Consider the following 24,786-nt stretch of genomic DNA (forward strand, 5'->3'; position numbering starts at 1 on the left):
CACCCACGTGCTATAACTATATCATTTCGCGGTAAAAACTTTCTCTTCAGGCAGGGAACTCAGTGCTCAGGAGCGGGCATACGAGGAAGGAAACGACAGCATGAAAACCCGACATCTGGTCAGTCTGGTGACCGGCATACTTATCTTTTCTGTGCTGGTCCCCATTTGCCTGAGCATCTGGCTGGCTCATCGCCAGGCGGAAGATAAATTTGTCGATGCCCTGGATAACTATGCCTCACGCGTGCTGATACGCACCGACAGGGTCGTGGATCAGGCGAAAGAAGCGCTCGATCGCCTGCAGGCCTTTGAAGGCGTGCCGTGTAGCCCTTTGCAGTTAAGGGAGATGCGACGGGTCGCTTTCTCGTGGCGATATGTCCAGGAAGTGATTTATATCGACAACCTCAAACCGCTCTGCTCCTCCCTGGAGCAAACCAGTCATGCATCCCCTTTCCCGCCGCCGATGCGCATTACCGAAGATGGTTACAGTGCATGGCTGACCACCCAAAACGATCTTGGGTTTAATCATTACATGGCTGTGCTGGGTAAAGGGCATTATCTGGTCATGGTCGATCCGGCTTCGCTGGTGGATGTGATCCCTTTCGGTGAGATAGCGATTGATGCCGCCCTGGTCGGAAGTGCAACACGCCGCATCTTCGCCAGCAGCAATACGCTCGATCCGCACATCCGGGACATGATTAAGGGTCAGGAGATGACCAGCGTTCAGTACAACGGTTCGATGTATGTGATGAAGCCCGTCCCCGAACTGGGGTTTACCGTTGTCGCATGGGCGACGCTCAAACCGCTGGCTGAAACCTGGCACCGGCAGCTGCTGTTCTGGCTGCCCTTCGGCATCCTGATAAGCCTGCTTGCCGCGCTTTTTGTCCTGCGGATACTGCGTCGCATCCAGTCGCCGCGCAATCGCCTGCTTGACGCCATTAACAGCCGCGATTTTGTGGTTCACTATCAGCCCATCGTGGCGCTGTGTAGCGGGAAAATTGTTGGCGCAGAAGCGCTGACGCGCTGGCCCCAGCCAGACGGAAGCAGTCTTTCTCCTGATATCTTTGTGCCGCTGGCCGAGCAAACGGGGCTCATCTCGCAGCTGACGCAGTTGGTCATCGAAAAAGTATTTGAAGACATGGGCCACTGGCTGCATCTGCACGGCGACCAGCACATCTCCATTAACCTCGCCCCCGCCGATTTGATTTCCGGCACGCTGCCGCCGCTGCTGAGCCACTTGTTGAATAAGTGGCAAGTCCATCCCGGACAGATCGACCTTGAGTTAACCGAACGTGGCTTTGCCGATCCTCAAATTAGCGCGCCGGCTATCGCCGCATTCCGCCGGGCGGGCCATCCTGTCTATATTGATGATTTTGGAACGGGCTATTCCAGCCTGAGCTATCTGCAGGACCTTGATGTCGACACGCTCAAGATTGATAAATCATTCGTGGATGCGCTGGAGTATAAAAACGTGACGCCGCACATTATTGAAATGGCGAAATCGCTGAAGCTGGCGATGGTCGCGGAGGGAGTCGAAACCGCAGGGCAACTCGCCTGGCTGCACCGACACGGCGTGCAGTATGGGCAGGGGTGGTACTACAGCAAAGCGCTGCCCAAAACGGAATTTATTCTCTGGGCAGAACACAACCTCGAAACGCACGCTACTTAAGATAAGATTTGATCACCTGCAACACCACGCCAAGATCGGCTTCACGCTGCGCTTCTTCGGGCTCTTTCACCACGTGATCGGTTAAATGCCCTTCGATCACCTGCATCATCATGCCGTTAACCGCGCCACGGATCGCCGCCAGCTGCTGTAGCACCTCGGCGCATTCGTGATCGCTGTTCAGCATTTTCTCCAGAGCGTTACTCTGCCCCTGAATTTTCTTCAGGCGGGTCAATAACATTTTCTTGTCGCGAACGGTATGTGACATCGGGCGATCCCTTCTCTTCTTTGGCATTCAAAGCATATCACGCTCTACTCCCCCTGAGTATTTTTCTACTGGGGGGTAGTATTAATCTACTGGGGGGGAGTACTATCTGAGCACGCTCTCCACTCCGGAATTTCCCATGAACGATTTTGCTTCACTTCTGCAGCAGGGCAATGCCTGGCTGTTTGTTCCCAGTGCTATTCTGCTCGGCGCGCTACACGGCCTGGAGCCGGGCCACTCAAAAACGATGATGGCGGCCTTTATTGTGGCCATCCGCGGCACGCTGAAGCAGGCGGTGCTGCTCGGTCTGGCAGCCACACTTTCCCATACGGCGGTAGTCTGGGTTATTGCCATGGCCGGATTATGGTTTGGTCGGGGCTGGGATGCGCATACTTCAGAGCCCTGGTTCCAGCTGATATCGGGAGTCTTGATCGTCCTGATCGCCCTGTGGATGGCGTGGCGGACCTGGAAAGAGGGCCAGCCGCACGATCATCATCATCACCACCATCATCACGACCACGACCATGACCATGACCACCAGCATGATCACCACCACGAACATCCGCTGGTTGATGACGAGTGGCAGGACGCTCACCAGCGCGCCCACGCGCAGGATATTAACCGGCGCTTCAGCGGCCAAAACGTCACCACCGGACAGATCGTGGTGTTTGGCCTGACCGGCGGGCTCATCCCCTGCCCGGCATCCATCACCGTTCTTCTCATCTGCCTGCAGCTCAAGCATTTTGCCCTTGGCGCGACGCTGGTCTTCAGCTTCAGTATTGGTCTGGCGATCACCCTGGTCGCTTCCGGCGCGATTGCCGCCTTAAGCCTCAAACATGCGACAAAACGCTGGCCCGGGTTTAGCGAACTTTCCCGAAAAGCGCCGTGGATCTCCGCTGCGCTGATTACTGTTGTAGGGATTTACATGAGCCTGCACGGCCTGAGCGGGATTCTGGGGTAAGCAGGCGGCCACGCCCTGTGGCCGCCTCTCACGGGTCAGTTAAGCGTCTGCCGCCAGCTGAAGGTATAACGCAGCTGGCGTTGCTGGAGAATAAATTCCGGCGAGACGCTGGGGCTCCAGGAGTCGTCGCCGCCCACGCCCATATGGAATGCATCAAGATTGAGCCAGCATCCCGGCTCTGCACGCAGCAGATGCTGATGGGTTGTCTCTCGCAGCTGCTGCTGGCTGTAGCGGCTCACCGAAAAATGGAAGCAGCCATCCAGCTGATGCGTTCCCAGCACCAGCTCGCGGGTATCACAGCGCAAGCCATTTTCCGTCGGGAAGATATACGGCGTATGCATGGCCTCGAGGGGCAATCTCCAGCGCCCCTGCTGTGCCGCCAGTTTTCGGTCCGGATAGTTTTCATGCGGGCCCAGACCCAGCCAGCGAACGTTCTCCGGCGTTTCGGCGAGATGCACGCTCAGGCCAACGCGCGCGGGTTCCGGGATATCGGACGCAATATCCACCTGAATATCGCCGTGCAACCTCCCCTGGCAGTCCACGCGCCACACCTTACGACTCAGGAACAGCGCTTTTCCGCGATATTCCCAGGCATGCAGTGTCGTCACTACAGCCTCATTGGCACGCTGCTCGCCTTCACAATGCAACACCCGCGGGGTTAAATCGTACATTCCCGCCGCCTTCCAGCGCTCAACCCATGCATCAGGGTCAATTCGCGTGGCCTCGCTTACGCCGATATCATTATCCAGCGGCGCGCGGGTAAAGTTATCCCTCAGCGGTGAACGCAGCGTTTCAACGCCATTGTTCAGCCACTGCGTCAGGTTTCCTGAAGCACGATCGAAAAGCCATCGCTGCTGCCGGTGCGTCAGGATCAGCATGGCGTCGCTTTGCGTCAGCACCGGCGGCTCACCCACCGGGTCAGACTGTGCGATAAACAGCGGCGTCGGGAGCTGCCACTGCGCCCAGGCACAGCGATGGTTGGCAGGAGACCACGGCGTCGCCCGCGGCTGATAAACCTCAACGTTCAGCCAGACTTCACCCGGTTCAGCCTTGATCTCTGGCAGGGCGATCTCCAGACGCTGAGCGCCTTCAGGCGCCATCGCGAGCGTCACCTCGCCCGAGGCCAGCACCTCCCCGTCCCGGGCAACCATCCATCTCAGCACCTCGTTATCGGTGTGACGGAACAGGTAGCCGCTTTGCACCTCTATCACCAGCGGGGAGGTGCTGACCCGCATAAAGGTGAAGAATTGCTGTGCGCGTTGCGCCTCATACAGCGCCGGATGTGGTGTGCGATCGGGGAACACCAGCCCGTTCAGGCAGAACTGTCGGTCATTCGGTTTATCGCCAAAATCACCGCCGTAGGCCCAGAAGGCGTTGCCCTTTTCGTCTCTCTTCGTCAAAGCCTGATCGACCCAGTCCCAGACAAACCCACCCTGCAGGCGAGGATGGCTGCGAAACGCCTGCCAGTATTTCGCGAACCCGCCGAAGCTGTTACCCATCGCATGTGCGTATTCGCAGAGGATCAGCGGCCGCGTTTCATCCGGCATGCCGATCCATTTCTTGATCGACCATTTCGGCACCGCCGGGAAAGGCTGATCCTGATCGACACGGGCGTACATCGGACAGACAATATCCGTCGCCGCTGTATTCGCCCCACCGCCTTCGTATTGTACCGGGCGCGTCGGGTCCGTGGATTTCACCCAGCGATACAGTGCGTCGTGGTTTGCGCCGTGCCCGGACTCATTGCCCAGCGACCAGATGATAATGGAGGGGTGATTACGATCGCGCTGCACCATGCGGGTCACGCGCTCGCTCATGGCGGGCAGCCAGCGCGGATCGTCAGCAAGACGGCTCATCGGCACCATGCCGTGGGTTTCGATATTGGCTTCATCAACAACGTACAGGCCATAGCGATCGCACAGCCGGTACCACAGGGGATGGTTCGGGTAGTGCGAGCAGCGCACGGCGTTGAAGTTGTGCTGTTTCATCAGTTCGATATCGCGACGCATCGTCGCTTCGTCCATCACCTGGCCGTTTTCCGGATGATGCTCGTGCCGGTTAACCCCGCGGATCAGCAGGGGTTTACCGTTGAGTTTCAACAGACCGTTGCTGATTTCAACCCGGCGGAAGCCAACGTCGCAGGCTTCACTCTCCAGCAAGTTGCCCTGCGCATCGCGAAGCGCGATCGTCAGGCGATAGAGTTCCGGCGTTTCCGCACTCCATAACGCGGGGGACACCACGGGGATTGCCGCCGTTAACCGCTCGGCCCAGTTTCCGCGTTCATCCACAATGGCAGAGCCAGGCTGTTGGGTGACGCTTGCACAGCGCTCACCGTTGCGCCACAAGGTCATCGCCACGTCGCACGCCGCGAAGTCAGCGCCCGCCAGCGCGACCTCCACGTTCAGCACCGCGCGGTCCAGATCCGCGTTCAGGTCGGTAACAACATGGTAATCCGCAATGTGCGTCTCAGGCTTATGCAGCAATGACACATCGCGGAAAATACCGCTCATGCGCCACATGTCCTGATCTTCCAGATAACTGCCGTCGCACCAGCGCAATACCATGACCGCGAGGCGGTTCTGCCCGGGGCGTAATGCCGTTGTCAGGTCAAATTCAGCGGGCAGTCGACTGTCCTGCGAATACCCTATCCACTGCCCGTTGCACCACAAATGAAACGCCGCGTTCACGCCGTCAAAAATAATGCGGGTTTGCCCGGCCTGTAAGACGTCCATGTCAAATGTGAGCGAGTAACAACCGGTAGGATTTTCTTGCGGAACAAAAGGCGGGTTAACCGGTATCGGATAAGTCACATTGGTGTAGACGGGCGTGTCAAATCCCTGCATCTGCCAGTTAGACGGCACGGGCATGGCCACAGCATCTGCGCAATCTTCGGTGACCCATGCCTGAGGAACCAGCTCGGGGGCAGCAAAGTAGCTGAACCGCCACATCCCGTTGAGGCAGCGCTTGCTGACAGATCCGGCGTCATCCCGGGCGGATTGTTCATCACGCCAGCTGTATAACGGCGTGTGTGCCGCCAGACGGTTCCACTGGGTAACCCCCGGGTTTTCCCAGTCGCGTCGGGCGAGAATGGCACTGAGGGTCAGCGATGGAGTATGGGACATAGTAACCTCTTTGCGAAGCGCTCACAATTTTAGTTAACATGCCCTGGCACCCGGTAACGGTAAAGCGATCGTTTGCGGGGTAGCGAGTCAGATCACAAAAGTCTTATTTGCGGGCCAGCTGCTCCGCCAGTAGTGCCACGCTTCTGAGCTGTTGCGCCAGCGTCTCGTGCTCCGCCTGCAGGGGGGCGTGGCGCGCGCTGGAGTGGCGGGTCACCAGCGTCACCGGCAGCTGAACCTGCCAGCACGCTTCGTCCCCGGTGGGCGCCAGCAACCACTCCACGCTGCGTTCGCCTGCCTCGCGAAACGCCTGGCGAATGGTCGTCAACGGTGGGGAAAACCAGGCGCTGTCCGCCGTATCGTCGAACCCGACCACGGATATCTGACCCGGGATCGCGATCCCTTTTTCCGCGCAGGCGCGCATCACCCCGAGGGCCATTTGATCGTTGGCCACCAGAATCGCATCCGGTAATGCCGGCGCAGATAACAGCAAATGCCCCTTCTCATATCCGCTGGCCGCGCTCCAGTCACCGTAGGCCACGGCGGCGGCGTCAAGACCCGCCCCTGCCAGCGTCGCTTTCCAGCCCGCCAGACGTGCCCGTGCGGAGACCGAACTTTCCGGCCCGCTCAGCAGGGCAATACGCTGATGCCCCAGCGAAAGCAGATGCTCAACGCCCAGACGTGCGCCCTCCGCGGCATTAAAGACGAGACTATTGACCTGCGCTGAAGGGGATACATCGAGAAACAGCACCGGGACAGGCAATGCCAGCGCCCTGAGCTGTTCGGCATGCGGATCGTCAAGCGGAACATTCACCAGCAGCGCTTCCACGCGCTGCGCCAGCAACGCCTGAAGCGCAGCCTGACACTGGTGCGGCTGTTCCACCATCGAAATGAGGACGCTCGCCCCCTGTTCTGCCGCCCGGGATTTCACCGCCGAGACAATTTGCGAAGGGGCGTGCAGGGCCAGATCGGTGGTGATGAGCCCCAGCGTGCGGGTGCGTTTCCCCGCCAGCTGCTGTGCCCGAAGGTTAGGCACGTAGTGCAGCTCCGCCATCGCCTGCTGCACCTTTTCCCGGGTACGGGCAGACACATGTTCCGCGTCGTTAATGACGCGGGAAACGGTCTGATAAGAAACCCCCGCAAGGAGGGCGACATCATAGAGTGTGATTGCTTTCATGCATGCTGGCATCGCGTGTTTCGGGGTTCCTATTCTGGCACAGCGACGCCCTGAAAAACATGTGAGCGCTTCGCAAATTAAACAACCCGCTCCGGCTGGGGGATGTCCTCAATCCTCGGCTTCTGACGGAACCAGGGCAGACAGAGCTGGATAAGCGGGCCAATCGTCAGGGCATACAATACGGTTCCCACTCCAAACGTGCCGCCAAGCACGCATCCAATCAGCAGGACAGAGACCTCAATGGAGGTCCGTACGCTGCGAATAGACCATCCCATCCGGGCATGAATGCCGGTCATCAGGCCATCGCGCGGGCCCGGGCCGAAACCGGCTCCGATGTACATGCTGGTCGCAATCGCGTTCATCACAATCCCGCCCACCAGCAGCGTGAGTCGAATGGGCAACGAACTCACCTCCGGGACGAATGCCATGCTGGCATCCGCCGCCAGACCAATACAGATCACGTTACTGATTGTGCCGAGCCCCGGCATCTGACGCAGGGGGATCCACAGCAGCAGCACCGCGGCACCGGTTAAAATGATCACCGTCCCGATACTCATCCCCAGCTGCATCCCTACCCCAAGGTGAAAAACATCCCAGGGATCGACCCCTAAATCGGAACGAATAAACATCGCGGTGGAAAGACCATACAGCCCCAGACCGACATACAGTTGTAGCAGACGACGTACCATTTTTCGCTTCTCCAGTGAACCAGGCTTTCATCCTGACCTAAAATGGCACTATGATTAATGTCCAGTTTTCAAATAGTGGACTGCATATGTCATCACGCCGCTTCGGAAGCCAGTCTCTGATACGCCTGTTAGGCCACTGGCAGCAAACCTCTTCCCGCACCCCGCTCTGGCGTCAGTTGGCCGATGCATTGCGTCTGTTAATCCTTGATGGCCGGCTGGCACTGAATACGCGGCTGCCGGGCGAGCGCGAACTGGCCTCTGCGCTGGACGTAAGCCGAACGACCATCAGCAGCGCCCTCGCCCATCTGCGTGAAGAAGGTTACCTGGAAAGCCGTCACGGCAGCGGGTCACGCGTGATCCTCCCGGATACACGCGCCGTTCCCACCCTCTCAGCGGCGAGCGCCGCACTGGATCTCTCCACCGCCGCCCTCAACGCCGGACCTGAGATCCACCAGGCGTATACCCATGCGCTCACGGCCATTACGCAGCACCTCTCGCTGACGGGCTACGACCAGCTTGGGCTGCCGGCACTGCGGGAAGCCATTGCTGCGCGCTATACCGCGCGGGGTCTTCCCACCCGTGCGGATGAAGTGATGGTGGTGAATGGCGCCGTCAGCGGCTTTGCGCTGGTGCTGCGGATGATGACCGGACCGGGGGATCGCGTCGTGGTTGATCATCCCACCTATCCACTGGCGATTGCCGCCATCCAGGGGGCACAGTGTCGGCCCGTGGGGGTGTCGCTGCCGGAAACGGGCTGGGATACGGACGGCTTCGCGGCAACGCTTGCCCAGACAGCGCCGCGGCTGGCGTATCTGATGCCAGACTTTCATAACCCGACCGGGCGATGTATGGATAGCGCCACCCGTCAGGCCATCACCGATATTGCCGCAAAAACCCGTACGGCACTGGTGGTGGATGAGACGATGGTGGATCTCTGGTTTGATTCGCCTCCCCCACCGCCGCTGGCCGCCTTTAACCCGCAGGCCACCGTCATCACGCTGGGCTCTGCCGGAAAAAGTTTCTGGGGCGGGCTGCGTCTCGGCTGGATCCGCGCCTCCTCGCGTACTATCGCCACGCTTGCCCAGACGCGGGACACGCTGGATTTAGGATCGCCGCTGCTGGAGCAGTTGGCGACGCTGTGGCTCATGAACAACAGCGAGACGTTTCTGCCCGCACGCCGGAAGATGCTGGCGGAGCGACGCGATCGCTGCGGTGACCTTTTGCGTGAACATTTCCCGGAGTGGACATTTCATGAAGCGGAAGGCGGGCTTTCTTACTGGATAGAACTCCCGGGCATGCTGGCAACGCAGCTTGCTGCGCGAGCCGAGATTCTGGGGATTAACCTGGGGACCGGAACGCGATTTGGTTTATCGGGCGCGTTTGACCGCTACTTACGCATGCCCTTCTCGCTCGAACCGACAGAACTTGAGCAGGCATTGCTGCGGATCAAACCGCTATGGCTTGCTCTGAATAAAAACGTGCCGCCGGTGAAACGCAGCGTCATTTAATATTTAAAAGTTTGAAGCAGATCATAAAATAAAAACTGCTGACTGTATCAGATGCAGTCAGCAGTTTTCACCGTTTAGTCGTTAATGCTGAGCAGGAATAGGAAAACCTTTCAGTGAAATAACGAAGCTTTCACCGTCTTTCTTTATTTTTGCGCCCGTATCACACCAGTCAGACGCAATACGAAAGAACTCATCACTTCCGACATTCCAGCCAAGACGTACATGCTTCACGTAGCCTGAACGCAACAGATCGCAGGCCTCTTTGTAGTCACTGGCAGTTGACAGTTGTTGTTTCATTTTCTCTTCTTCAGAAGTTTACGTAGAGCTTTGATTTCTTTAGGAGTAAAAGGAGAAACACTCTCTTCTTCCGTATGCTGATTATCAATATCCTCTTCCGATACTCCCGCCTCTTCTACTGCTTCAAACGCCAGCAGCAGCAGTTTCTCTGTCGTCACGCTTAAATTCTCGTTATTGTGTTCCGCATAGTGGCGAAGTCTTTCTTTTAGCGCGTCATCGATCTTCACATTTAATACTGCAGTAGCCATGTTTGTCACTTCCCTTCGGAATAAGTACTTTATTTAATACACGAAGTTAACAACGTTATCCAGATATATATTTTTTTGAATTATGTTAGAAAAAAGACATACGATTCTAAAATGCCAGTCTATTATTACAGGTTTATGACAATAATATTTCAGCGCGATGAAATATATATTACATGCTATAAGCTTAGTCTTAATGTGGATAAACGTCTCAGAAAGAGACAAAAAACAGGGGAAGAACGCCGGGAGCCACAAATGGGTGGGTCCCTGACGGCTAGCTATAACTCTTATTTTCAGTGACATAGGGTGCGGTCATGCGGGGAAAATAGCGTTACGGATTAGCTTAATGAGATTGCCGATGCGAAAGCATCGCCCGGCAATATTGTATTCAGGGGGGAGAAATAAACCGATCAGGATGCAGGAGGCGTTAACGGCTGAATGTCATTGCTATTCACCCAGCCGTGCGTCGTTTTTCCGCTACGGGCGACAAACTCTACCTCTGCCCAGCCAGCCTGGGTTTGTATTACCCCTACTACGTCTCCTTTAACGATCCAGGCTTTACGCCGGGTCGCGGCATCAGGCGTGGAGCTCAGATAAGCCCGCGGGCTGCTTACCTTCATCAACGTTTGCCACTGTGTCTGCCGCGTCCTCTCCAGTTCCAGACCTGTCGCAATTTCAGGCATCAGCACATTCATACACCCAGCATGGTTTTGCCCATCAGGAATGGCTAATGTGACACCCGCGGTATTCGCGGCAATATGGCCCGCGAGCACAGAGGAAGACCATGAAGTGATGATGTCTGGCTGTTGCGCTGAAACATGGCCTGTCAGAAAGAAAGTGCAGGTACGTTTTACGCTGTCTTCAGCCGATTCAGAGTAATACCCGGTGATATTGCCCGTCGGTGAGACGGCGAGTAACAAACCTTCATATACGCCAGACTGTAGCGTCGTGGCATACGAAGAAAACGCCGCCATTAAGGCTGAAAAACCGCAAACTATGCGCATCATTTTAATTTTCATCTCCGCCCCTTCTCCAGGCTTTCATAAGTTCTGCGAATTTTAACGTCATAATCACCGAAATCGCTTCCGTTATAGTTGAATGCCATATTATAAAGTCCTTATTTACCATTGCCGACAGTATCGCAGCTTCGGCATCAAGTGCGTAAGCCTTCGCCAGGGTATTCCATGCAGAAAGCTGGTCGATATTGTTTTTTTGCCATTCCGGACCCGCTTTCTTTACATATTTATAAGACAAAAAAGGGTGGGTTTGATCGTATTTCCTTTTGGTGTATTTACAGAAAATATGCCCTTCATACGCAATAATCGGTAGATTTAAAGCATTAAACCCAGATCGTCCGCCCGACTTCACAATAGAAAAAGCTTTGATGATATTCAGTTCTACCCGACGATTAAGATTTTCCCAGGCTTCAGTAAAGTCCTGCTCCGTCAGCGATACAGCCCCATCAATTCCAGGTGCCATCAGCTTGCTTCGCTCAAGGGTTTCATCTGCTACGTTGTAGCGCTCTTTTCTCAGATAATTGTTAACCAGCTGACGGACGCTATTTTCATTGGCAGAAGGTTGCCTAAAAAATGAAGACGTGAAAGACGATTGTTGAGACACAAGGGGATATTTCATCGCAGCAGCAACTCATCCACGGAAAGTCTTCCCTTCTGGCTCAATAACCCCATCGGGATGCTGGAAACGCAAATGAATGGACTGAAACTGGCTGATGGTTCTGATAATAATCCCATCTTCTGGGATGTCATACTGGATGATAGGCTTAATGAGATTAAACAGGTATTGCACGATAATCACGTCGCGCTGAAAGTTTCCTGCTTTACCTGGCGTTCCTACGGCACTTTTCAGTAAAGGTGACAAACGTCTGAGAGAATTATCCATTTCTGAGTACGCATAAATGAAAAAATATACGGTTAGTGGGAAAACGCACCTCGTGATCGACAGCATAAAGCTGCTCACATCCAGCAGACATTGATAGGCCACTTGCGCAGCACCAGGTAAACACTGAAAACAAGAATTATTGGGAGCACAAATGGGTGGGGGCCCTGCCAGCTACATCCCGGCACACACGTCGTCTGCCCTGGCTGCTTCCTTCCGGACCTGACCTGGTGAACAGAGTAGCGTTGCGGGAGAACCAACAGAGCCCCCATTGAGAGCGTTGATAACCAACGCGCTGGCGCATTATCCCTGTGCTAACGTCCAATTGCAAGCCGCCAGAAACCGGATGCTGGTTTCTTGCGCAAACAGGCGCAGCAATCATGACCATCTTCGTTTACCATGGTTGCCCAGAACATCCCCACAGGTGAAGGTATGGACGAACACGACTCCTTTCCACAGCGTGTATGGCAAATAGTGGCCTCTGTTCCGGAAGGCTATGTCACTACTTATGGTGATGTGGCACGTCTGGCGGGGTCCCCTCGTGCGGCGCGACAGGTGGGCGGTGTCCTCAAACGGCTACCGGAAGGCAGTACGTTGCCCTGGCATCGGGTGGTGAATCGACACGGTGCCATCTCGCTCACCGGGCCAGATCTTCAGCGCCAGCGTCAGGCGTTACTGTCAGAGGGTGTGCAGGTTTCCGGGTCGGGGCAGATCGATTTGCAGAAATACCGCTGGGTGTACTGACCCCTCTCCCGCAGGAGAGGGGAAATACACTCATTACATCTGAATGGGTGGGGTTGGCAGGGACGGCTGACCGGTCGCCGGGGCGACAGGCACTTCAGTCTGCTGCACAGGGACCAGGTTCAGGTCGATTTTTGTCCCACCGTTGTTGATCGCTTCCTGGACCGTATCGGTGATAAAGACCAGCTTACCGTTAATCGTTACCGCGGCACTCAGCAGAATACGGGCATTCGGCTGCACGTCCGATGGGTTATACGGTAACACGAAACTAAACGGCGCCTGTTTGCCCTCAGTTCGGACGGCACGCTGAGCCACAACCTTCGATGGTGCGTCGGCCAGGGAAGCATCCGACAGGGTCACCGTTAACACCGCATCCGGCGGTAACGCCACTTTCTGTTTAATCCAGATAGTACCGGAAACGTTAGGCTGCTGAATGGATTGCTGCGAAAGGGTATTGATCCCGTTCGGATCTGCCGCTGGCACTGGCACCTGGGCGCTCTTACCGGCACAGGCGGACAACGCCACCGCAATAGCTACACCACTTAGCATGGGCACGAGTTTCATTGAAGTCTCCTTATCATCAATGCACCAGCGGGATCGATCCCATCCGATGTCGTTTCAATCACATAACGCATATAAGTGTGGCACAAATCACTGATTAATGCCTGAAATCGTCCCGATATTCAGATTAATCTACCCATCGGACCACTTTCATTTCTGCGTTATACTCAGCCTATCTTTCGCTACGGCGTTTATTGAGGACAACTATGAGTCAGGCACTGAACAATCTGCTGACATTACTGAACCTGGAAAAAATTGAGGAAGGACTCTTTCGCGGACAGAGCGAAGATTTAGGCTTACGCCAGGTCTTCGGTGGGCAAGTCGTAGGACAAGCGCTGTACGCTGCAAAGGAGACTGTCCCGGCAGACCGTCTGGTGCATTCATTCCACAGCTACTTCTTACGTCCTGGCGATAGCGCAAAACCGATTGTGTATGATGTTGAAGTCCTGAGAGATGGCAACAGTTTCAGCGCACGACGCGTCGCGGCCATCCAGAACGGAAAGCCCATCTTTTACATGACCGCCTCTTTCCAGGCACCGGAGCCTGGCTACGAACATCAGAAAGAGATGCCTCCGGCCCCGTCCCCTGACTCGCTGCAATCAGAGACCGATATCGCCCGTGCGCTTGCGCATCTGCTTCCGCCACAGGTTAAAGAGAAGTTTCTCTGCGATAAGCCGCTTGAGATCCGCCCCGTCGAGTTCCACAACCCGATGAAAGGTCACATCGCAGAACCGAAGCGCCAGGTCTGGATCCGGGCTAACGGTACCGTGCCAGAGGACTTCCGCGTTCATCAGTATCTGCTGGGTTATGCGTCAGATTTCAACTTCCTGCCGGTGGCGCTGCAGCCGCACGGCGTGGGCTTCCTTGAAAAAGGGATGCAGGTTGCGACAATTGATCACTCCATGTGGTTCCACCGTCCGTTCAATATGAACGAGTGGTTGCTCTACAGCGTGGAGAGCACGTCGGCATCAAGCGCGCGCGGGTTTGTGCGTGGAGAGTTTTATACGCAGGATGGCGTGCTGGTCGCCTCGACGGTGCAGGAAGGGGTAATGCGTAACAGAGGGTGATGTAAAAAGCCCGGTGGCGCTACGCTTACCGGGCCTACGTTTAGTGCTGTTGTAGGCCGGGTAAGGCGAAGCCGCCACCCGGCAAGACACTCAGATCATGCGTTATACGCATTCTCGCCGTGACTGTTGACGTCCAGACCTTCGCGTTCCTGCTCTTCCGGTACGCGCAGGCCGACCGTCATGTCCGCCAGTTTGTAGCCAATGAAAGCGACAACGGCAGACCATACAACGGTGATCGCAATACTTTCCAGCTGCACCAGCACCTGATGAACCATGGTTACGCCTTCCGCATAGCCCACGCCACCCAGTGATTTCGCCGCGAAGATACCGGTCATGATACAACCGATAATGCCGCACACGCCGTGCACACCAAACACATCGCAAGGGTCATCCACACGCAGAAGACGTTTCAGCGCCGTCACGCCCCACAGACCCGCCAGACCCGACACCAGGCCGACCAGCAGCGCGCCGCCGACACCGACATACCCACACGCAGGAGTGATACCGACCAGACCGGCAATCGCACCCGAGCAGGCACCCAGCAGGGAAGGTTTACCGCGCACCGCCCACTCGCCGAATACCCAGGAGAGGATCGCACCCGCCGTGGCCACAACGGTGTTCACAAAGGCCAGCGCGGCAATTTCGTTCGCGGCACTTGCTGAGCCAGCGTTAAAGCCAAACCAGCCAAAGTAGAGGATCGCTGTACCGGTAAAGACCATCGGCAGGTTGTGCGGTTTGAACGCTTCTTTACCGAAGCCCACGCGTTTGCCAATCAGGTAGGCACCCACCAGACCCGCTACCGCGGCGTTAATGTGCACAACGGTACCGCCAGCGAAGTCCAGCGCACCGTGCGTCGCCAGCAGACCGCCACCCCAGACCATGTGCGCAATCGGCACATAGGAGAGCGTCAGCCAGACCACCACGAAGATCAGGACGGCAGAGAAGCGAATACGCTCGGCGAGTGCGCCCACAATCAGCCCGACGGTAATGCAGGCGAACGAGCCCTGGAACGCCACGTGAATATATTGATAGAAACTGCCCATCAGCGCGGTCAGTTCAATATTCTTCAGCATCACCCAGTCAAAGTTACCGAAGAATGCGTTGCCGGTGCCGAAAGCGAGGGAGTACCCGTAAACCACCCACAGCACGCAGACCAGTGCGAAGGTCACGGCAACCTGCGTCAGCATGGAGAGAACGTTTTTGCCACGGATCAGGCCGCCGTAGAACAGCGCAATGCCCGGAATGGACATGAACAGCACCAGCGCGGTGCTGATCATCATAAATGCGTTATCGGCTTTGTCTGCCACCGCAGGCGCAGCCAGCGCCAGGCCCGGCAGCAGCGCCAGCGAACCCAGACCCGTTTTAAGTGTTGCTATCTTCATTTTCTCGATCCCTATCACTGTGTGCCAGGCGTTAATTACAGTGCCGCTTCGTCAGATTCGCCGGTACGGATGCGAATGACGCGCTGCAGTTCGGCAACGAAAATTTTGCCGTCGCCAATTTTGCCGGTGTAGGCCGCTTTGCTAATGACATCAATGACTTCATCAAGCTGATCGTCAGCAATCGCGACATCAATTTTTACTTTTGGCAGAAAGTTAACGCTGTATTCCGCCCCGCGATAAAGCTCGGCATGACCCTTCTGACGACCAAAGCCTTTCACTTCGGTGACAGTCAGTCCCTGAATACCCATTGAAGACAGCGCTTCACGCACGTCTTCGAGTTTGAATGGTTTGATTACAACCGTAACCAGCTTCATAGATCCCCTCCAGTCAGAATTCGGTAATGGCCGCAGCTTACGCAGAAGCTATTGCAAGGGGTGTGCCAGAAATGAAAACCGGAGGGAACAGCGGTGTGATGAGCATTACACGGTCCTGATTAACGAACCGGCGAAAAAAAACGCACCATGCCGGTGCAGGGTGCGTTTCAGTTTTGCACCAACAGGAATGACTGTTAGCGCATCGCCTCATTTTAGTGCATCAGGCGCTAAGCGACTCTTCATCGCGCACGCTGGCTGCCAGCTCTTCGCCCGCCAGCTGCAGCTGGTACATCTGCCAGTAACGCCCTTTGGCCTCCAGAAGTTCGCGGTGCGTACCGCGCTCAACGGCGTGTCCGCGATGTAGCACCAGGATCGTGTCCGCGTCGACGATGGTGGACAGGCGGTGGGCAATCACCACCAGCGTGGTATGGTCGCGTACGGCAGCCAGTGCCTGCTGGATGGCCTGCTCGGTGCCGGAGTCAATGCTGGCCGTCGCTTCATCCAGAATCAGGATCTGCGGCGTTTCAATCAGCACGCGCGCCAGCGCCAGAAGCTGTTTTTGTCCAACAGAAAGATTGTTGCCCTGCTCGCCCAGTTTCGTCCTGATGCCGTCGCTAAACCCGCGCGCCAGCGCTGCCAGCTGCACTTTTTCCAGCACGTCCCAGACCTGCTCCTCAGTGTAGTCTCGCCCCAGGGTTACGTTGGCGTAGAAGGTATCGGCCAGGACGACCGGATCCTGCTGCACCATCGCAACGCCTTTGCGTAACACGGTGTGACTGAGAGACGCCAGCGGGCGTCCGTCGAGGCGAATTTCACCGCGGCTGACCGGGTAATACCCCATTAACAGGCTGGCTAGCGTGCTCTTACCGCTGCCGGTATGCCCCACCAGCGCCACGAACCCGCGTGACGGAACGGCAAGCGAGATATCCTGCAGCACCAGCTGGTCGTCGCGGTAGGCAAACGAGACGTTATCAAAGGCAATCGCCCCGCTTTGCAGAGGACGATCATCGTTACCGTAGGTCTGACGCGGCCTGTCCATCAGCTCGAAGACTCGCTCCCCTGCCACCACCGCCTGCTGGAGCATCGACTGCTGCGTCGTCAACTCGATCAAGGGTTCGTTCAGGCGGCCAAGGTAGCTGATAAAGGCGTATAACACGCCTACCTCAATGGTCCCTTGTGTGGTCAGGCCAAAAAGCATCAGCAGCCCGCAAAGCACCAGCGCGGAGAAGAGGCTCAGCAGCGGGCGCAACAGGAACCCATCAAGCCGCAGCGTCTGCATGCGCGCCATATAGTGCGAACGGCTGGCTTCCCCCATCCGTTCACCAAAACGTGCCTGCTGGCGGAACTGCTGGATGACGCTCATGCCGTTGATCACTTCGTTGAAGCCATCATTGATATCGGCCAGGTAGGTGCGCACCCGACGCACAATCGGCGTGCTGTAGCGTTGATAGATAACCATCACGATCAGCACTGCCGGGAAGATAGTGATGGCCACCAGCGCCATGCGCCAGTCGAGGCTGAACATCGCCACCAGCATCGCGCCAATCAGCGCTGCGCTGCGCAACACGGTTGCCACCACGGTCACGTACAGATCGCGGATCACCTCGGTGTCGTTGGTCACGCGCGAAATCACCTGCCCGACGGGCTGGATATCAAACTCGCTGAGCGGCTGGCGAAGCGCGGCGTCCATGACGTCCGTGCGCAACTGCTGTACGACGCCCACGGCGGCCCGGTTAAACAGCAGCGACTGGGCATAGTGGAGACCGGCGGCCGCCAGCTGCAAACCTACGTAGGCCACGCCCAGGCCCACCACCAGCCCCAGTGGCAGGTAGCTTTTGGCAACCATATTGTCGATGAAGTAGCTGATGAGCAGCGGGCCGCTCACTTCAGCCACTGCAGCAATCCACAGTAAAAGCACGGCCACGGCCAGCGGTTTACGCCACGGCGAGCCATAGGCCAGCAGACGTTTCAGCGTCGGCCACATTGTTCCGAGCTTACGCATTGTCCGCCTCCTCAGCGTGTTCTGGCGCATCGTCCAGCGCCGCTTCAAGCTGTTGATAGCGATACATATCTCGATACCAGCCTGGTTGCTCCGCAAGCGTTTCGTGCTGCCCGCGCTGGGCAATATGCCCATGTTGTAATACCAGAATTTCGCTGGCTTCCGTCAGCGCCGACAAACGGTGGGCGCTGATAATCACCGTGCGCCCGTCACCCCACTGGCGCAGGTTATGCAGGATCTGATGTTCGGTACGGCCATCCACGGCGGAAAGGGCATCATCCAGGATCAGGATTTCCGCATTCAGCAACAGCGCACGCGCAATCGAGATACGCTGTTTTTGTCCCCCGGACAGCATCACGCCCCGTTCCCCGACTTCCGTTTCGTAGCCCTGCGGCAGGCGCAGAATGTCATCATGTACGCTGGCTAACTTCGCCACATGCTCAATCTCTTCCTGCGTCGCCCTTGGGCGTCCAAGGGCAATGTTGTTTGCCACGGTGTCTGAAAACAGGAACGGCGTCTGGCTGACGACCGCCAGTCGGCCTCGCCACTCATCCAGCATCAGCCTTGTCAGGGGAATATCATGGAAGCGAATATCGCCCTGCGTAACGTCAAAATGGCGCTGGAGCAGTGAGAGCACGGTACTTTTGCCGGATCCTGTCGGGCCACAGATGCCCAGCATCTGGCCGGGCTGAAGGGTAAAGCTGACGTTCTCCAGTACCGGATGTTCCGTTTGCGGATAGACAAACTGGCGGATGTCGACTTTCATGACGCCGCGCCCTTCTGGTACTACTTCGCTACCGTCATTGACCACCGGCGCTTCGGCCAGCATGGCGCGAATGCGGCTATAGGCAGCGCTGCCGCGCTCCACGATGTTAAACATCCAGGCCAGCGCCAGCATCGGCCAGATCATCAACCCCAGATACATGGCAAAGCTGGTCAGTTGCCCCAGGGTTAACGTCCCCTGAACCACCATCCAGCTTCCGCCGCCAATCGCCAGCAGGTTGGCCATGCCAATCGCGATATAGATGGTCGGGTCAAACCGGGCGTCGATACGCGCGACGCGCATGTTCTTCGCCCCCGTGTCGGCGGCATCGGCCGCGAAAAGCGCCGATTGTCTGTCTTCCAGGCCAAACGCTTTGATCATCCGGATGCTGGTCATGCTCTCCTGGGTGCGGTCGTTTAGCGACGAAAACGCCGCCTGCGCCAGCTTGAAACGCTCGTGCAGCTGTTCGCCGTAGCGGTTGATCGCCAGCGCCATGAGCGGCATCGGCAACAGGGCTAGCAGGGTTAACTGCCAGCTGATCTGTGTGGACATGACGATCAGCACCGCACAGCCCATCACCAGCGAGTCCACCAGCGTCAGCACCCCTTCCCCGGCGGCAAAGACCACGCGATCGACATCGTTAGTGGCGCGCGCGATAAGATCCCCGGTACGATGGCGCAGATAAAATTCGGGATGCTGCCGGCTCAGCTGGTGATAAAAATCCTCACGCAGCTCTACGGCTAGCTGGTAGGACGCGCCAAACAGCAGCACGCGCCAGACGTAGCGCAGCAGATAAACAATGACGGCCGTCAGCACCAGCGTGCCAACCCACATCAGCACCCGTGCGGTGGTGTAATGCTGTTCGGTGACGCCATCCACGACGTATCCCACCACTTTCGGCGGGATCAACTGCAAAATGGCAATGATAATAAGCAGGCATACGGCGCCGAGGTAGCGTTGCCACTCCCGACGAAAGTACCAGCTTAGTTGGGCAAATAATCGCACGCGGTTTGTTCCTGAAGGTATTTTACGAAGTTATTCAATAGGTAACGCTGTGGTGTATTTAATCTGTTCCATGGCGAAGCTCGAGGTAACGTCCGATAATCCCGGTACGCTGTTCACCAGCCGTTTGTAGAAGTCATCATAGCGCTTCATATCGGCCACCTGAACGCGCATCAGGTAATCGTACTCGCCGGCCATCCGCCAGAAACCGAGCACCTCCGGCATTTCCGAGACCTGCGTGACAAAGCGGCAATACCATTCGCTGCTGTGATGCTGCGTTTTTATCAGGACAAAAGCCGTCAACCCAAGCCCCAGTTTTTCGGGATCTAATAAGGCGACGCGTCCCAGAAGAATACCGTCATCCTCAAGCTTCTTCAGGCGCTTCCAGCACGGCGTGGTGGTCAGATTAACGGCATCGGCCAGCGCCTGCAAAGAGAGGGTACAGTCACTCTGCAGTAACGACAGGAGCTTACGGTCAATTTTATCTAGCATACCCACCTCACAGAGAAAATTTTTCTCCCTTGATTCTATTTTAAAGGCCAGATAGCAACAATTTTTTCTGTGCTTTTCGCTATGCTAGGCACAAAATGACAAACGGATAACTACGATGAATAGCACCTGGGTTAAACATGCGATCAGCGAAATCAATGCCGACTATCAGCGCTCAGCGGATACGCACCTGATTCGCCTTTCCCTGCCGGGATTTGACGGCATACAGCTCTATCTGAAAGATGAAAGCACTCATCCCACCGGTAGCCTGAAGCATCGCCTGGCGCGCTCACTGTTTTTATACGGTTTATGTAACGGCTGGATTAAAGAAGGCACCACCATTATTGAATCCTCATCCGGTTCAACGGCGGTGTCCGAAGCCTATTTTGCCCGCCTGTTGGGTCTGCCGTTTATCGCGGTAATGCCGTCCTGCACCGCAAAACGCAAAATCGAACAGATCGAATTTTACGGCGGTCGCTGCCACTTTGTGGAAAGCGCCTGCGAAATCTACGCCGCCTCCGAAATGCTGGCCCGTGAGCTCAACGGTCACTATATGGACCAGTTCACTTTCGCCGAGCGCGCGACGGACTGGCGCGGCAATAACAACATTGCCGACAGTATCTTCCGCCAGATGACTCACGAGCCGCATCCGGTTCCCTCCTATATCGTCATGAGCGCCGGTACCGGCGGCACGTCAGCCACGATCGGACGCTACATTCGCTGTCAGGGCTACGATACCCAACTGACGGTGGTGGATCCGCAAAACTCCGTATTCCTCGACTACTGGCAAAACCGCGATGCCAGCCTGCGCAGCCCGGTGGGAAGCAAAATTGAAGGGATTGGCCGCCCGCGCGTGGAGCCGTCGTTCATCCCGGATGTGGTGGATGAAATGTTCCGCGTGCCGGATGCCGCAAGCGTGGCAACGGCGCACTGGCTGGAGACGCAGCTGGGTCGTAAAGTCGGCGCATCGACGGGCACAAATATGTGGGGCGCACTGCAGCTTGCCGCACGCATGCGCGACGCGGGCCGCACGGGTTCTGTCGTCACGCTGTTGTGCGACAGCGGCGAGCGCTACCTTGAGACCTACTACAATGCGGAGTGGGTGCAGGCCAACATCGGCGATATCGCCCCGTGGAAAGCGCAGATTGCGCAGCTGCTGAAGTAAAAAAAAGCCAGACCGAAGTCTGGCTTGCTGGAAGGGTCTCACTATTCGGGGGAATATGGGAGGGTGTTATTGTCCAGCCAATGCATCAAAAAATGGGACACCGCTTCGTTGCGGCAGTGTCCTATAACCGGCAGATGAGGAAGCGCCGCTTTTAGCTGCGCCATCGCATTCCCCATAATCAGACCGCGGCCGACGCTGCCCAGCATCTCCCGGTCGTTCATGGCATCGCCAAACGCCATGCAATCCTGAAGCGTTAAGCCCAGGTAGTCGCTCAGTACCGCCAGGGCTGAACCTTTGTTACAGCCCACAGGCAACACCTCCAGACAATCCACTGCCGAGAAGGTCAGATGCGCCCGGTACCCCAGCGCCTCATTGAGCTGAACGCGTAAACGGCACAGATCGTCATGATCGCCACAGAAACAGATCTTGGTCACCGCATGGGCGGGGATCTTACGCAGATCGATAAGCTGGTATCTAAAACCGCTGTAGACATGCGCATGCAACAACTCCGGAATATCATGCCCGGTAAACCAGCCCCGATCGTTAAAGACGTGGATGCTGGCCTGCGTGTCCCAGGTACTGTGCAGCACGATATCTGCCACTTCGGGGTCGAGATCCTGACGGTGCAGTATCTCCCCTTCTACAGAGTGAATTCGCGTCCCGTTGCCGGTGATCAGAAAAGCGTCGAGGGAAAAGGCGCCCAGCAGATGGCGCATTTCCAGCACATGACGGCCAGTGGCAAAGGTCAGGGTGACGTTACGCTCGTGCAGGCGCTTCAGCGTGTTCAGGGTTTTCTCCCCTAAACGGTGATCCGGCATTAACAACGTACCGTCCATATCAAATGCAGCGAGCCGAGCCATGGTTACTCCCGAAATGTGATGCGGTTAACTTGTGCATCAGTATCGTGTGAGATATACGGAAGTAATAGTGAATAGATGATTATTATTGTTCCGGGTTTCTTATGCGACAGCTCAACCGACTCAATCAGTATCACCGCCTCTGGCAGCCTTCAAAGGGTGCAACGCAGCAGGTCACCATCAGCGAACTGGCTGCCCGCTGTTTTTGCAGCGAACGACATGTCCGCACGCTGCTGCGTCAGGCCCAGGACGCGGGCTGGCTGAGCTGGCGAGCGCAGTCGGGTCGCGGCAAACGGGGAGAGCTGACGTTCCATGTCGCCCCGGAGTCACTGCGTAATGCGATGATGGAAGAGGCGCTGAAGCGCGGACAGCAGCACAACGTGCTGGAACTGGCCCAGCTTGCCCCCGAAGAACTGCGGTCTTTGCTGCACCCGTTTTTAGGCGGGCAGTGGCAAAACGACACGCCGACGCTGCGTATCCCCTATTACCGTGCACTGGATCCGCTTCATCCCGGTTTTCTGCCAGGTCGCGCGGAGCAACATCTGGCAGGACAGATTTTTTCCGGGTTAACGCGTTTTCATGGCAACTCCAGTGAACCCACAGGCGATCTCGCCCATCACTGGGCGGTGTCGGAGGACGGTCTGCGCTGGCATTTTTATATTCGCTCCACCCTGCACTGGCATAATGGCGATAAGGTCGAAACCGGGCAGCTTCAGCAAAGCCTGAATGCGCTTCTTGGCCTGCCTGCCCTGCGTAAACTGTTCCAGAGCGTCTTGCGTATTGACGTCACTCACCCTCAGTGTCTGACATTTACTCTGCACAAGCCGGATTACTGGCTGGCACACCGCCTGGCCACCTATTGCAGCCGCCTTGCCCATCCCGAACAGCCCATGACGGGCTGCGGCCCTTTCAGACTCAGCGTGTATGAACCCGATCTGGTTCGTCTGGAGAGCCATGAACAGTACCATCTCAGCCACCCGCTGCTTAAGGCTATCGAATACTGGATCACCCCGACGCTATTTGACTCTGAGCTGGGTACCAGCTGCCGTCATCCTGTGCAGATAGCCATTGGCGAACCGGATGAACTTGAGAGTCTGCGTCTGGTCACTAACAGCACCAGTCTGGGCTTTTGTTATCTCACCCTGAAGCAAAGCCCACGCCTGAGTGAAATGCAGGCGCGACGACTCATTAATATCATTCATCTCTCAACGCTTCTGCATACGCTCCCGCTCAATGAAGGGCTGATTACCCCAACAGAGGAGTTACTGCCCGGCTGGGCAATTCCTCAGTGGCCGGATTTAACCCATGTCCCTCTGCCGGAGAGGTTAACCCTGCTGTACCATTTGCCCGTCGAGCTACACACGATGGCGCGTCAGCTAAAACAGTATCTTGCCCAGCAGGGCTGCGCGCTTACGGTTATCTTTTATGATGCGAAAACCTGGGACGGATGCCAGCAACTGGCGGACGCGGACATCATGATGGGCGACAGACTGATTGGTGAAGCGCCGGAATACACGCTTGAGCAGTGGCTGCGTTGTGATGCCCTCTGGCCACACCTGCTGAGCGCGCCGCAATATGCTCATCTGCAGGCGACGCTGGATGCGGTCCAGACCCAGGCTAATGAACAGGACCGGCATGCGGGCTTGAAGGCGATATTTAGCCGGCTGATGGAGAACGCGGTCATCACCCCACTGTTCAATTATCAATACCAGATCAGCGCCCCGCCGGGGGTCAACGGCATACGCCTTAACACCCGCGGCTGGTTTGACTTTACCGAAGCCTGGCTGCCCGCCCCCAAATCGTGAAGAAGCTGGTCGCCGTCGTGGTCAGACGGTAACATAACGTTTTTACGTAACTGTCGAGATGATTTATGAAACGTGCCGTCGTCGTGTTCAGCGGAGGACAAGACTCTACTACCTGCCTGGTCCAGGCCCTTCATCAGTACGATGAAGTTCACTGTGTCACTTTCGATTATGGTCAGCGCCATCGCGCTGAAATCGACGTTGCCCGTGAACTGGCCCTCAAACTGGGCGCACGCGCGCACAAGGTGCTGGACGTTACGCTGTTAAATGAACTGGCCGTCAGCAGCCTCACCCGCGACAGCATTCCTGTCCCGGACTACCAACCTGACGCCAGCGGTATTCCGAACACCTTCGTTCCTGGCCGTAATATCCTCTTCCTGACCCTGACGGCAATCTATGCCTACCAGGTACAAGCCGAAGCGGTGATAACCGGCGTATGCGAGACCGACTTCTCCGGCTATCCGGACTGTCGCGATGAGTTCGTGAAAGCGTTAAACCACGCCGTCAATCTGGGCATGGCGAAAGAGACGCGCTTTGAAACGCCGCTGATGTGGCTGGATAAAGCCGAAACCTGGGCGCTGGCGGACTACTGGGGCAAGCTGGATCTGGTTCGCAGTGAAACCCTCACCTGCTACAACGGCATCAAAGGTGACGGTTGCGGCCAGTGTGCCGCCTGCAACCTGCGCGCTAACGGGTTGAATCACTATCTTGCCGATAAAGCCGGCGTGATGGCCGCAATGCAGAAAAAGACCGGGCTTAAATAG

The 24,786-nt window shown here is 56.6% G+C and carries 23 protein-coding genes, 1 other RNA gene and 1 pseudogene; 8 read left to right on the forward strand and 17 right to left on the reverse strand.

Annotated elements, in window-relative coordinates; genetic code table 11:
* Positions 1 to 100 precede the first annotated feature (100 nt).
* On the forward strand, positions 101 to 1,666 hold the full coding sequence (locus LDK53_RS02890; RefSeq protein ID WP_225284150.1) for an EAL domain-containing protein: 1,566 nt from the start codon (positions 101 to 103) through the stop codon (positions 1,664 to 1,666).
* On the opposite strand, the gene LDK53_RS02895 is transcribed toward LDK53_RS02890, so the two are convergent.
* The gene (locus LDK53_RS02895; protein WP_024906840.1) at positions 1,659 to 1,931 is read right to left on the reverse strand and encodes a metal/formaldehyde-sensitive transcriptional repressor; all 273 of its coding nucleotides are present in this window, start codon (positions 1,929 to 1,931) and stop codon (positions 1,659 to 1,661) included. The two genes, LDK53_RS02890 and LDK53_RS02895, sit on opposite strands and share 8 nt — an antisense overlap.
* Before the next feature lie 136 nt (positions 1,932 to 2,067).
* Here LDK53_RS02895 and LDK53_RS02900 point away from each other — a divergent pair, with 136 nt between their 5' ends.
* On the forward strand, positions 2,068 to 2,889 hold the full coding sequence (locus LDK53_RS02900) for a nickel/cobalt efflux protein RcnA (RefSeq protein WP_225284152.1): 822 nt from the start codon (positions 2,068 to 2,070) through the stop codon (positions 2,887 to 2,889).
* A 35-nt stretch (positions 2,890 to 2,924) separates the two neighbouring features.
* Here the strand turns inward: LDK53_RS02900 and LDK53_RS02905 are convergent, their stop codons facing one another.
* From LDK53_RS02905 to LDK53_RS02915, 3 genes are all read right to left on the reverse strand, one after another.
* The gene (locus LDK53_RS02905) at positions 2,925 to 6,011 is read right to left on the reverse strand and encodes a beta-galactosidase (RefSeq protein ID WP_225284154.1); all 3,087 of its coding nucleotides are present in this window, start codon (positions 6,009 to 6,011) and stop codon (positions 2,925 to 2,927) included.
* A 103-nt stretch (positions 6,012 to 6,114) separates the two neighbouring features.
* A complete protein-coding gene (locus tag LDK53_RS02910) occupies positions 6,115 to 7,185 on the reverse strand; it encodes a LacI family DNA-binding transcriptional regulator (RefSeq protein WP_225284155.1) in 1,071 nt (356 codons plus the stop codon).
* A 77-nt stretch (positions 7,186 to 7,262) separates the two neighbouring features.
* Entirely contained in the window at positions 7,263 to 7,874 is a 612-nt protein-coding gene (locus LDK53_RS02915) for a YczE/YyaS/YitT family protein (protein ID WP_225284157.1), read from the reverse strand.
* Positions 7,875 to 7,960: 86 nt separating this feature from the next.
* Here LDK53_RS02915 and LDK53_RS02920 point away from each other — a divergent pair, with 86 nt between their 5' ends.
* Positions 7,961 to 9,382, forward strand: a complete 1,422-nt coding sequence (locus LDK53_RS02920) for a PLP-dependent aminotransferase family protein (protein ID WP_225284160.1) — start codon at positions 7,961 to 7,963, stop codon at positions 9,380 to 9,382.
* An 81-nt stretch (positions 9,383 to 9,463) separates the two neighbouring features.
* Here the strand turns inward: LDK53_RS02920 and LDK53_RS02925 are convergent, their stop codons facing one another.
* The 6 genes from LDK53_RS02925 to ffs all read right to left on the reverse strand — a co-directional run bounded on the left by LDK53_RS02925 (position 9,464) and on the right by ffs (position 12,082).
* Positions 9,464 to 9,679 carry a hypothetical protein gene (locus LDK53_RS02925; protein WP_023334722.1) on the reverse strand — a complete coding sequence of 72 codons (216 nt, stop codon included), beginning with the start codon at positions 9,677 to 9,679 and terminating at the stop codon, positions 9,464 to 9,466.
* Complete coding sequence (locus LDK53_RS02930; RefSeq protein WP_025756163.1) at positions 9,676 to 9,927, reverse strand: hypothetical protein; 252 nt, start codon at positions 9,925 to 9,927, stop codon at positions 9,676 to 9,678. The genes LDK53_RS02925 and LDK53_RS02930 overlap by 4 nt, the downstream gene beginning before the upstream one ends.
* A gap of 407 nt (positions 9,928 to 10,334) precedes the next feature.
* On the reverse strand, positions 10,335 to 10,943 hold the full coding sequence (locus tag LDK53_RS02935; RefSeq protein ID WP_225284161.1) for a hypothetical protein: 609 nt from the start codon (positions 10,941 to 10,943) through the stop codon (positions 10,335 to 10,337).
* On the reverse strand, positions 10,933 to 11,559 hold the full coding sequence (locus LDK53_RS02940; protein ID WP_225284167.1) for an N-acetylmuramidase domain-containing protein: 627 nt from the start codon (positions 11,557 to 11,559) through the stop codon (positions 10,933 to 10,935). The genes LDK53_RS02935 and LDK53_RS02940 overlap by 11 nt, the downstream gene beginning before the upstream one ends.
* A 12-nt stretch (positions 11,560 to 11,571) precedes the next feature.
* On the reverse strand, positions 11,572 to 11,823 hold the full coding sequence (locus LDK53_RS02945) for a hypothetical protein (RefSeq protein ID WP_225284170.1): 252 nt from the start codon (positions 11,821 to 11,823) through the stop codon (positions 11,572 to 11,574).
* 162 nt (positions 11,824 to 11,985) lie between these two features.
* Positions 11,986 to 12,082, reverse strand: an RNA gene (gene ffs / locus LDK53_RS02950) — signal recognition particle sRNA small type.
* An 84-nt stretch (positions 12,083 to 12,166) separates the two neighbouring features.
* Here ffs and LDK53_RS02955 point away from each other — a divergent pair.
* A pseudogene (locus LDK53_RS02955) lies at positions 12,167 to 12,564 on the forward strand (MGMT family protein).
* 33 nt (positions 12,565 to 12,597) lie between these two features.
* On the opposite strand, the gene LDK53_RS02960 reads toward LDK53_RS02955, so the two are convergent.
* Positions 12,598 to 13,125 carry a YbaY family lipoprotein gene (locus LDK53_RS02960; RefSeq protein WP_225284172.1) on the reverse strand — a complete coding sequence of 176 codons (528 nt, stop codon included), beginning with the start codon at positions 13,123 to 13,125 and terminating at the stop codon, positions 12,598 to 12,600.
* 203 nt (positions 13,126 to 13,328) lie between these two features.
* On the opposite strand from LDK53_RS02960, the gene tesB reads away from it, so the two are divergent.
* Positions 13,329 to 14,189, forward strand: a complete 861-nt coding sequence (gene tesB / locus LDK53_RS02965) for an acyl-CoA thioesterase II (protein WP_094918588.1) — start codon at positions 13,329 to 13,331, stop codon at positions 14,187 to 14,189.
* A gap of 95 nt (positions 14,190 to 14,284) precedes the next feature.
* Here tesB and amtB read toward each other — a convergent pair whose 3' ends face one another.
* The 5 genes from amtB to LDK53_RS02990 all read right to left on the reverse strand — a co-directional run bounded on the left by amtB (position 14,285) and on the right by LDK53_RS02990 (position 20,201).
* A complete protein-coding gene (amtB, locus tag LDK53_RS02970; protein ID WP_025756166.1) occupies positions 14,285 to 15,571 on the reverse strand; it encodes an ammonium transporter AmtB in 1,287 nt (428 codons plus the stop codon).
* 35 nt (positions 15,572 to 15,606) lie between these two features.
* Complete coding sequence (glnK, locus tag LDK53_RS02975) at positions 15,607 to 15,945, reverse strand: P-II family nitrogen regulator (protein WP_008503304.1); 339 nt, start codon at positions 15,943 to 15,945, stop codon at positions 15,607 to 15,609.
* Between the two features lie 220 nt (positions 15,946 to 16,165).
* Positions 16,166 to 17,947, reverse strand: a complete 1,782-nt coding sequence (locus LDK53_RS02980; protein ID WP_225284202.1) for a SmdB family multidrug efflux ABC transporter permease/ATP-binding protein — start codon at positions 17,945 to 17,947, stop codon at positions 16,166 to 16,168.
* The gene (locus tag LDK53_RS02985) at positions 17,940 to 19,712 is read right to left on the reverse strand and encodes a SmdA family multidrug ABC transporter permease/ATP-binding protein (protein WP_225284204.1); all 1,773 of its coding nucleotides are present in this window, start codon (positions 19,710 to 19,712) and stop codon (positions 17,940 to 17,942) included. Before LDK53_RS02985 ends, LDK53_RS02980 begins: the two co-directional genes overlap by 8 nt.
* Before the next feature lie 30 nt (positions 19,713 to 19,742).
* Positions 19,743 to 20,201 carry an Lrp/AsnC family transcriptional regulator gene (locus LDK53_RS02990; RefSeq protein WP_008503307.1) on the reverse strand — a complete coding sequence of 153 codons (459 nt, stop codon included), beginning with the start codon at positions 20,199 to 20,201 and terminating at the stop codon, positions 19,743 to 19,745.
* Positions 20,202 to 20,316: 115 nt separating this feature from the next.
* On the opposite strand from LDK53_RS02990, the gene LDK53_RS02995 reads away from it, so the two are divergent.
* On the forward strand, positions 20,317 to 21,363 hold the full coding sequence (locus LDK53_RS02995) for a PLP-dependent cysteine synthase family protein (RefSeq protein ID WP_225284206.1): 1,047 nt from the start codon (positions 20,317 to 20,319) through the stop codon (positions 21,361 to 21,363).
* Between the two features lie 41 nt (positions 21,364 to 21,404).
* On the opposite strand, the gene cof is transcribed toward LDK53_RS02995, so the two are convergent.
* Positions 21,405 to 22,223 (reverse strand): HMP-PP phosphatase, encoded by an 819-nt coding sequence (gene cof / locus LDK53_RS03000; protein ID WP_225284216.1) that lies wholly within the window; start codon positions 22,221 to 22,223, stop codon positions 21,405 to 21,407.
* A gap of 101 nt (positions 22,224 to 22,324) precedes the next feature.
* Here cof and LDK53_RS03005 point away from each other — a divergent pair, with 101 nt between their 5' ends.
* Positions 22,325 to 24,025: an SgrR family transcriptional regulator gene (locus tag LDK53_RS03005; RefSeq protein WP_225284218.1), complete on the forward strand. Its 1,701-nt coding sequence runs from the start codon at positions 22,325 to 22,327 to the stop codon at positions 24,023 to 24,025.
* Positions 24,026 to 24,090: 65 nt separating this feature from the next.
* Positions 24,091 to 24,786, forward strand: coding sequence for a 7-cyano-7-deazaguanine synthase QueC (gene queC / locus LDK53_RS03010; RefSeq protein ID WP_025756172.1), 696 nt, complete (start codon positions 24,091 to 24,093; stop codon positions 24,784 to 24,786).

Origin of the sequence: Enterobacter sp. K16B (assembly GCF_020216105.1) — a bacterium.
Lineage (GTDB): Bacteria > Pseudomonadota > Gammaproteobacteria > Enterobacterales > Enterobacteriaceae > Enterobacter > Enterobacter sichuanensis.

What these genes read in the sequence shown, in the direction of transcription:
- LDK53_RS02930 (WP_025756163.1), bottom strand. Translation starts at nt 9,927, where the DNA reads ATGGCTACTGCAGTATTAAATGTGAAGATCGATGACGCGCTAAAAGAA.
- LDK53_RS02995 (WP_225284206.1), top strand. Translation starts at nt 20,317, where the DNA reads ATGAATAGCACCTGGGTTAAACATGCGATCAGCGAAATCAATGCCGAC.
- amtB (WP_025756166.1), bottom strand. Translation starts at nt 15,571, where the DNA reads ATGAAGATAGCAACACTTAAAACGGGTCTGGGTTCGCTGGCGCTGCTG.
- LDK53_RS02895 (WP_024906840.1), bottom strand. Translation starts at nt 1,931, where the DNA reads ATGTCACATACCGTTCGCGACAAGAAAATGTTATTGACCCGCCTGAAG.
- tesB (WP_094918588.1), top strand. Translation starts at nt 13,329, where the DNA reads ATGAGTCAGGCACTGAACAATCTGCTGACATTACTGAACCTGGAAAAA.
- queC (WP_025756172.1), top strand. Translation starts at nt 24,091, where the DNA reads ATGAAACGTGCCGTCGTCGTGTTCAGCGGAGGACAAGACTCTACTACC.
- LDK53_RS02940 (WP_225284167.1), bottom strand. Translation starts at nt 11,559, where the DNA reads ATGAAATATCCCCTTGTGTCTCAACAATCGTCTTTCACGTCTTCATTT.
- LDK53_RS02900 (WP_225284152.1), top strand. Translation starts at nt 2,068, where the DNA reads ATGAACGATTTTGCTTCACTTCTGCAGCAGGGCAATGCCTGGCTGTTT.
- LDK53_RS02980 (WP_225284202.1), bottom strand. Translation starts at nt 17,947, where the DNA reads ATGCGTAAGCTCGGAACAATGTGGCCGACGCTGAAACGTCTGCTGGCC.
- LDK53_RS02915 (WP_225284157.1), bottom strand. Translation starts at nt 7,874, where the DNA reads ATGGTACGTCGTCTGCTACAACTGTATGTCGGTCTGGGGCTGTATGGT.
- LDK53_RS02920 (WP_225284160.1), top strand. Translation starts at nt 7,961, where the DNA reads ATGTCATCACGCCGCTTCGGAAGCCAGTCTCTGATACGCCTGTTAGGC.
- LDK53_RS02910 (WP_225284155.1), bottom strand. Translation starts at nt 7,185, where the DNA reads ATGAAAGCAATCACACTCTATGATGTCGCCCTCCTTGCGGGGGTTTCT.
- LDK53_RS02890 (WP_225284150.1), top strand. Translation starts at nt 101, where the DNA reads ATGAAAACCCGACATCTGGTCAGTCTGGTGACCGGCATACTTATCTTT.
- LDK53_RS03005 (WP_225284218.1), top strand. Translation starts at nt 22,325, where the DNA reads ATGCGACAGCTCAACCGACTCAATCAGTATCACCGCCTCTGGCAGCCT.
- LDK53_RS02925 (WP_023334722.1), bottom strand. Translation starts at nt 9,679, where the DNA reads ATGAAACAACAACTGTCAACTGCCAGTGACTACAAAGAGGCCTGCGAT.
- LDK53_RS02990 (WP_008503307.1), bottom strand. Translation starts at nt 20,201, where the DNA reads ATGCTAGATAAAATTGACCGTAAGCTCCTGTCGTTACTGCAGAGTGAC.
- LDK53_RS02960 (WP_225284172.1), bottom strand. Translation starts at nt 13,125, where the DNA reads ATGAAACTCGTGCCCATGCTAAGTGGTGTAGCTATTGCGGTGGCGTTG.
- glnK (WP_008503304.1), bottom strand. Translation starts at nt 15,945, where the DNA reads ATGAAGCTGGTTACGGTTGTAATCAAACCATTCAAACTCGAAGACGTG.
- LDK53_RS02905 (WP_225284154.1), bottom strand. Translation starts at nt 6,011, where the DNA reads ATGTCCCATACTCCATCGCTGACCCTCAGTGCCATTCTCGCCCGACGC.
- LDK53_RS02945 (WP_225284170.1), bottom strand. Translation starts at nt 11,823, where the DNA reads ATGGATAATTCTCTCAGACGTTTGTCACCTTTACTGAAAAGTGCCGTA.
- cof (WP_225284216.1), bottom strand. Translation starts at nt 22,223, where the DNA reads ATGGCTCGGCTCGCTGCATTTGATATGGACGGTACGTTGTTAATGCCG.
- LDK53_RS02935 (WP_225284161.1), bottom strand. Translation starts at nt 10,943, where the DNA reads ATGAAAATTAAAATGATGCGCATAGTTTGCGGTTTTTCAGCCTTAATG.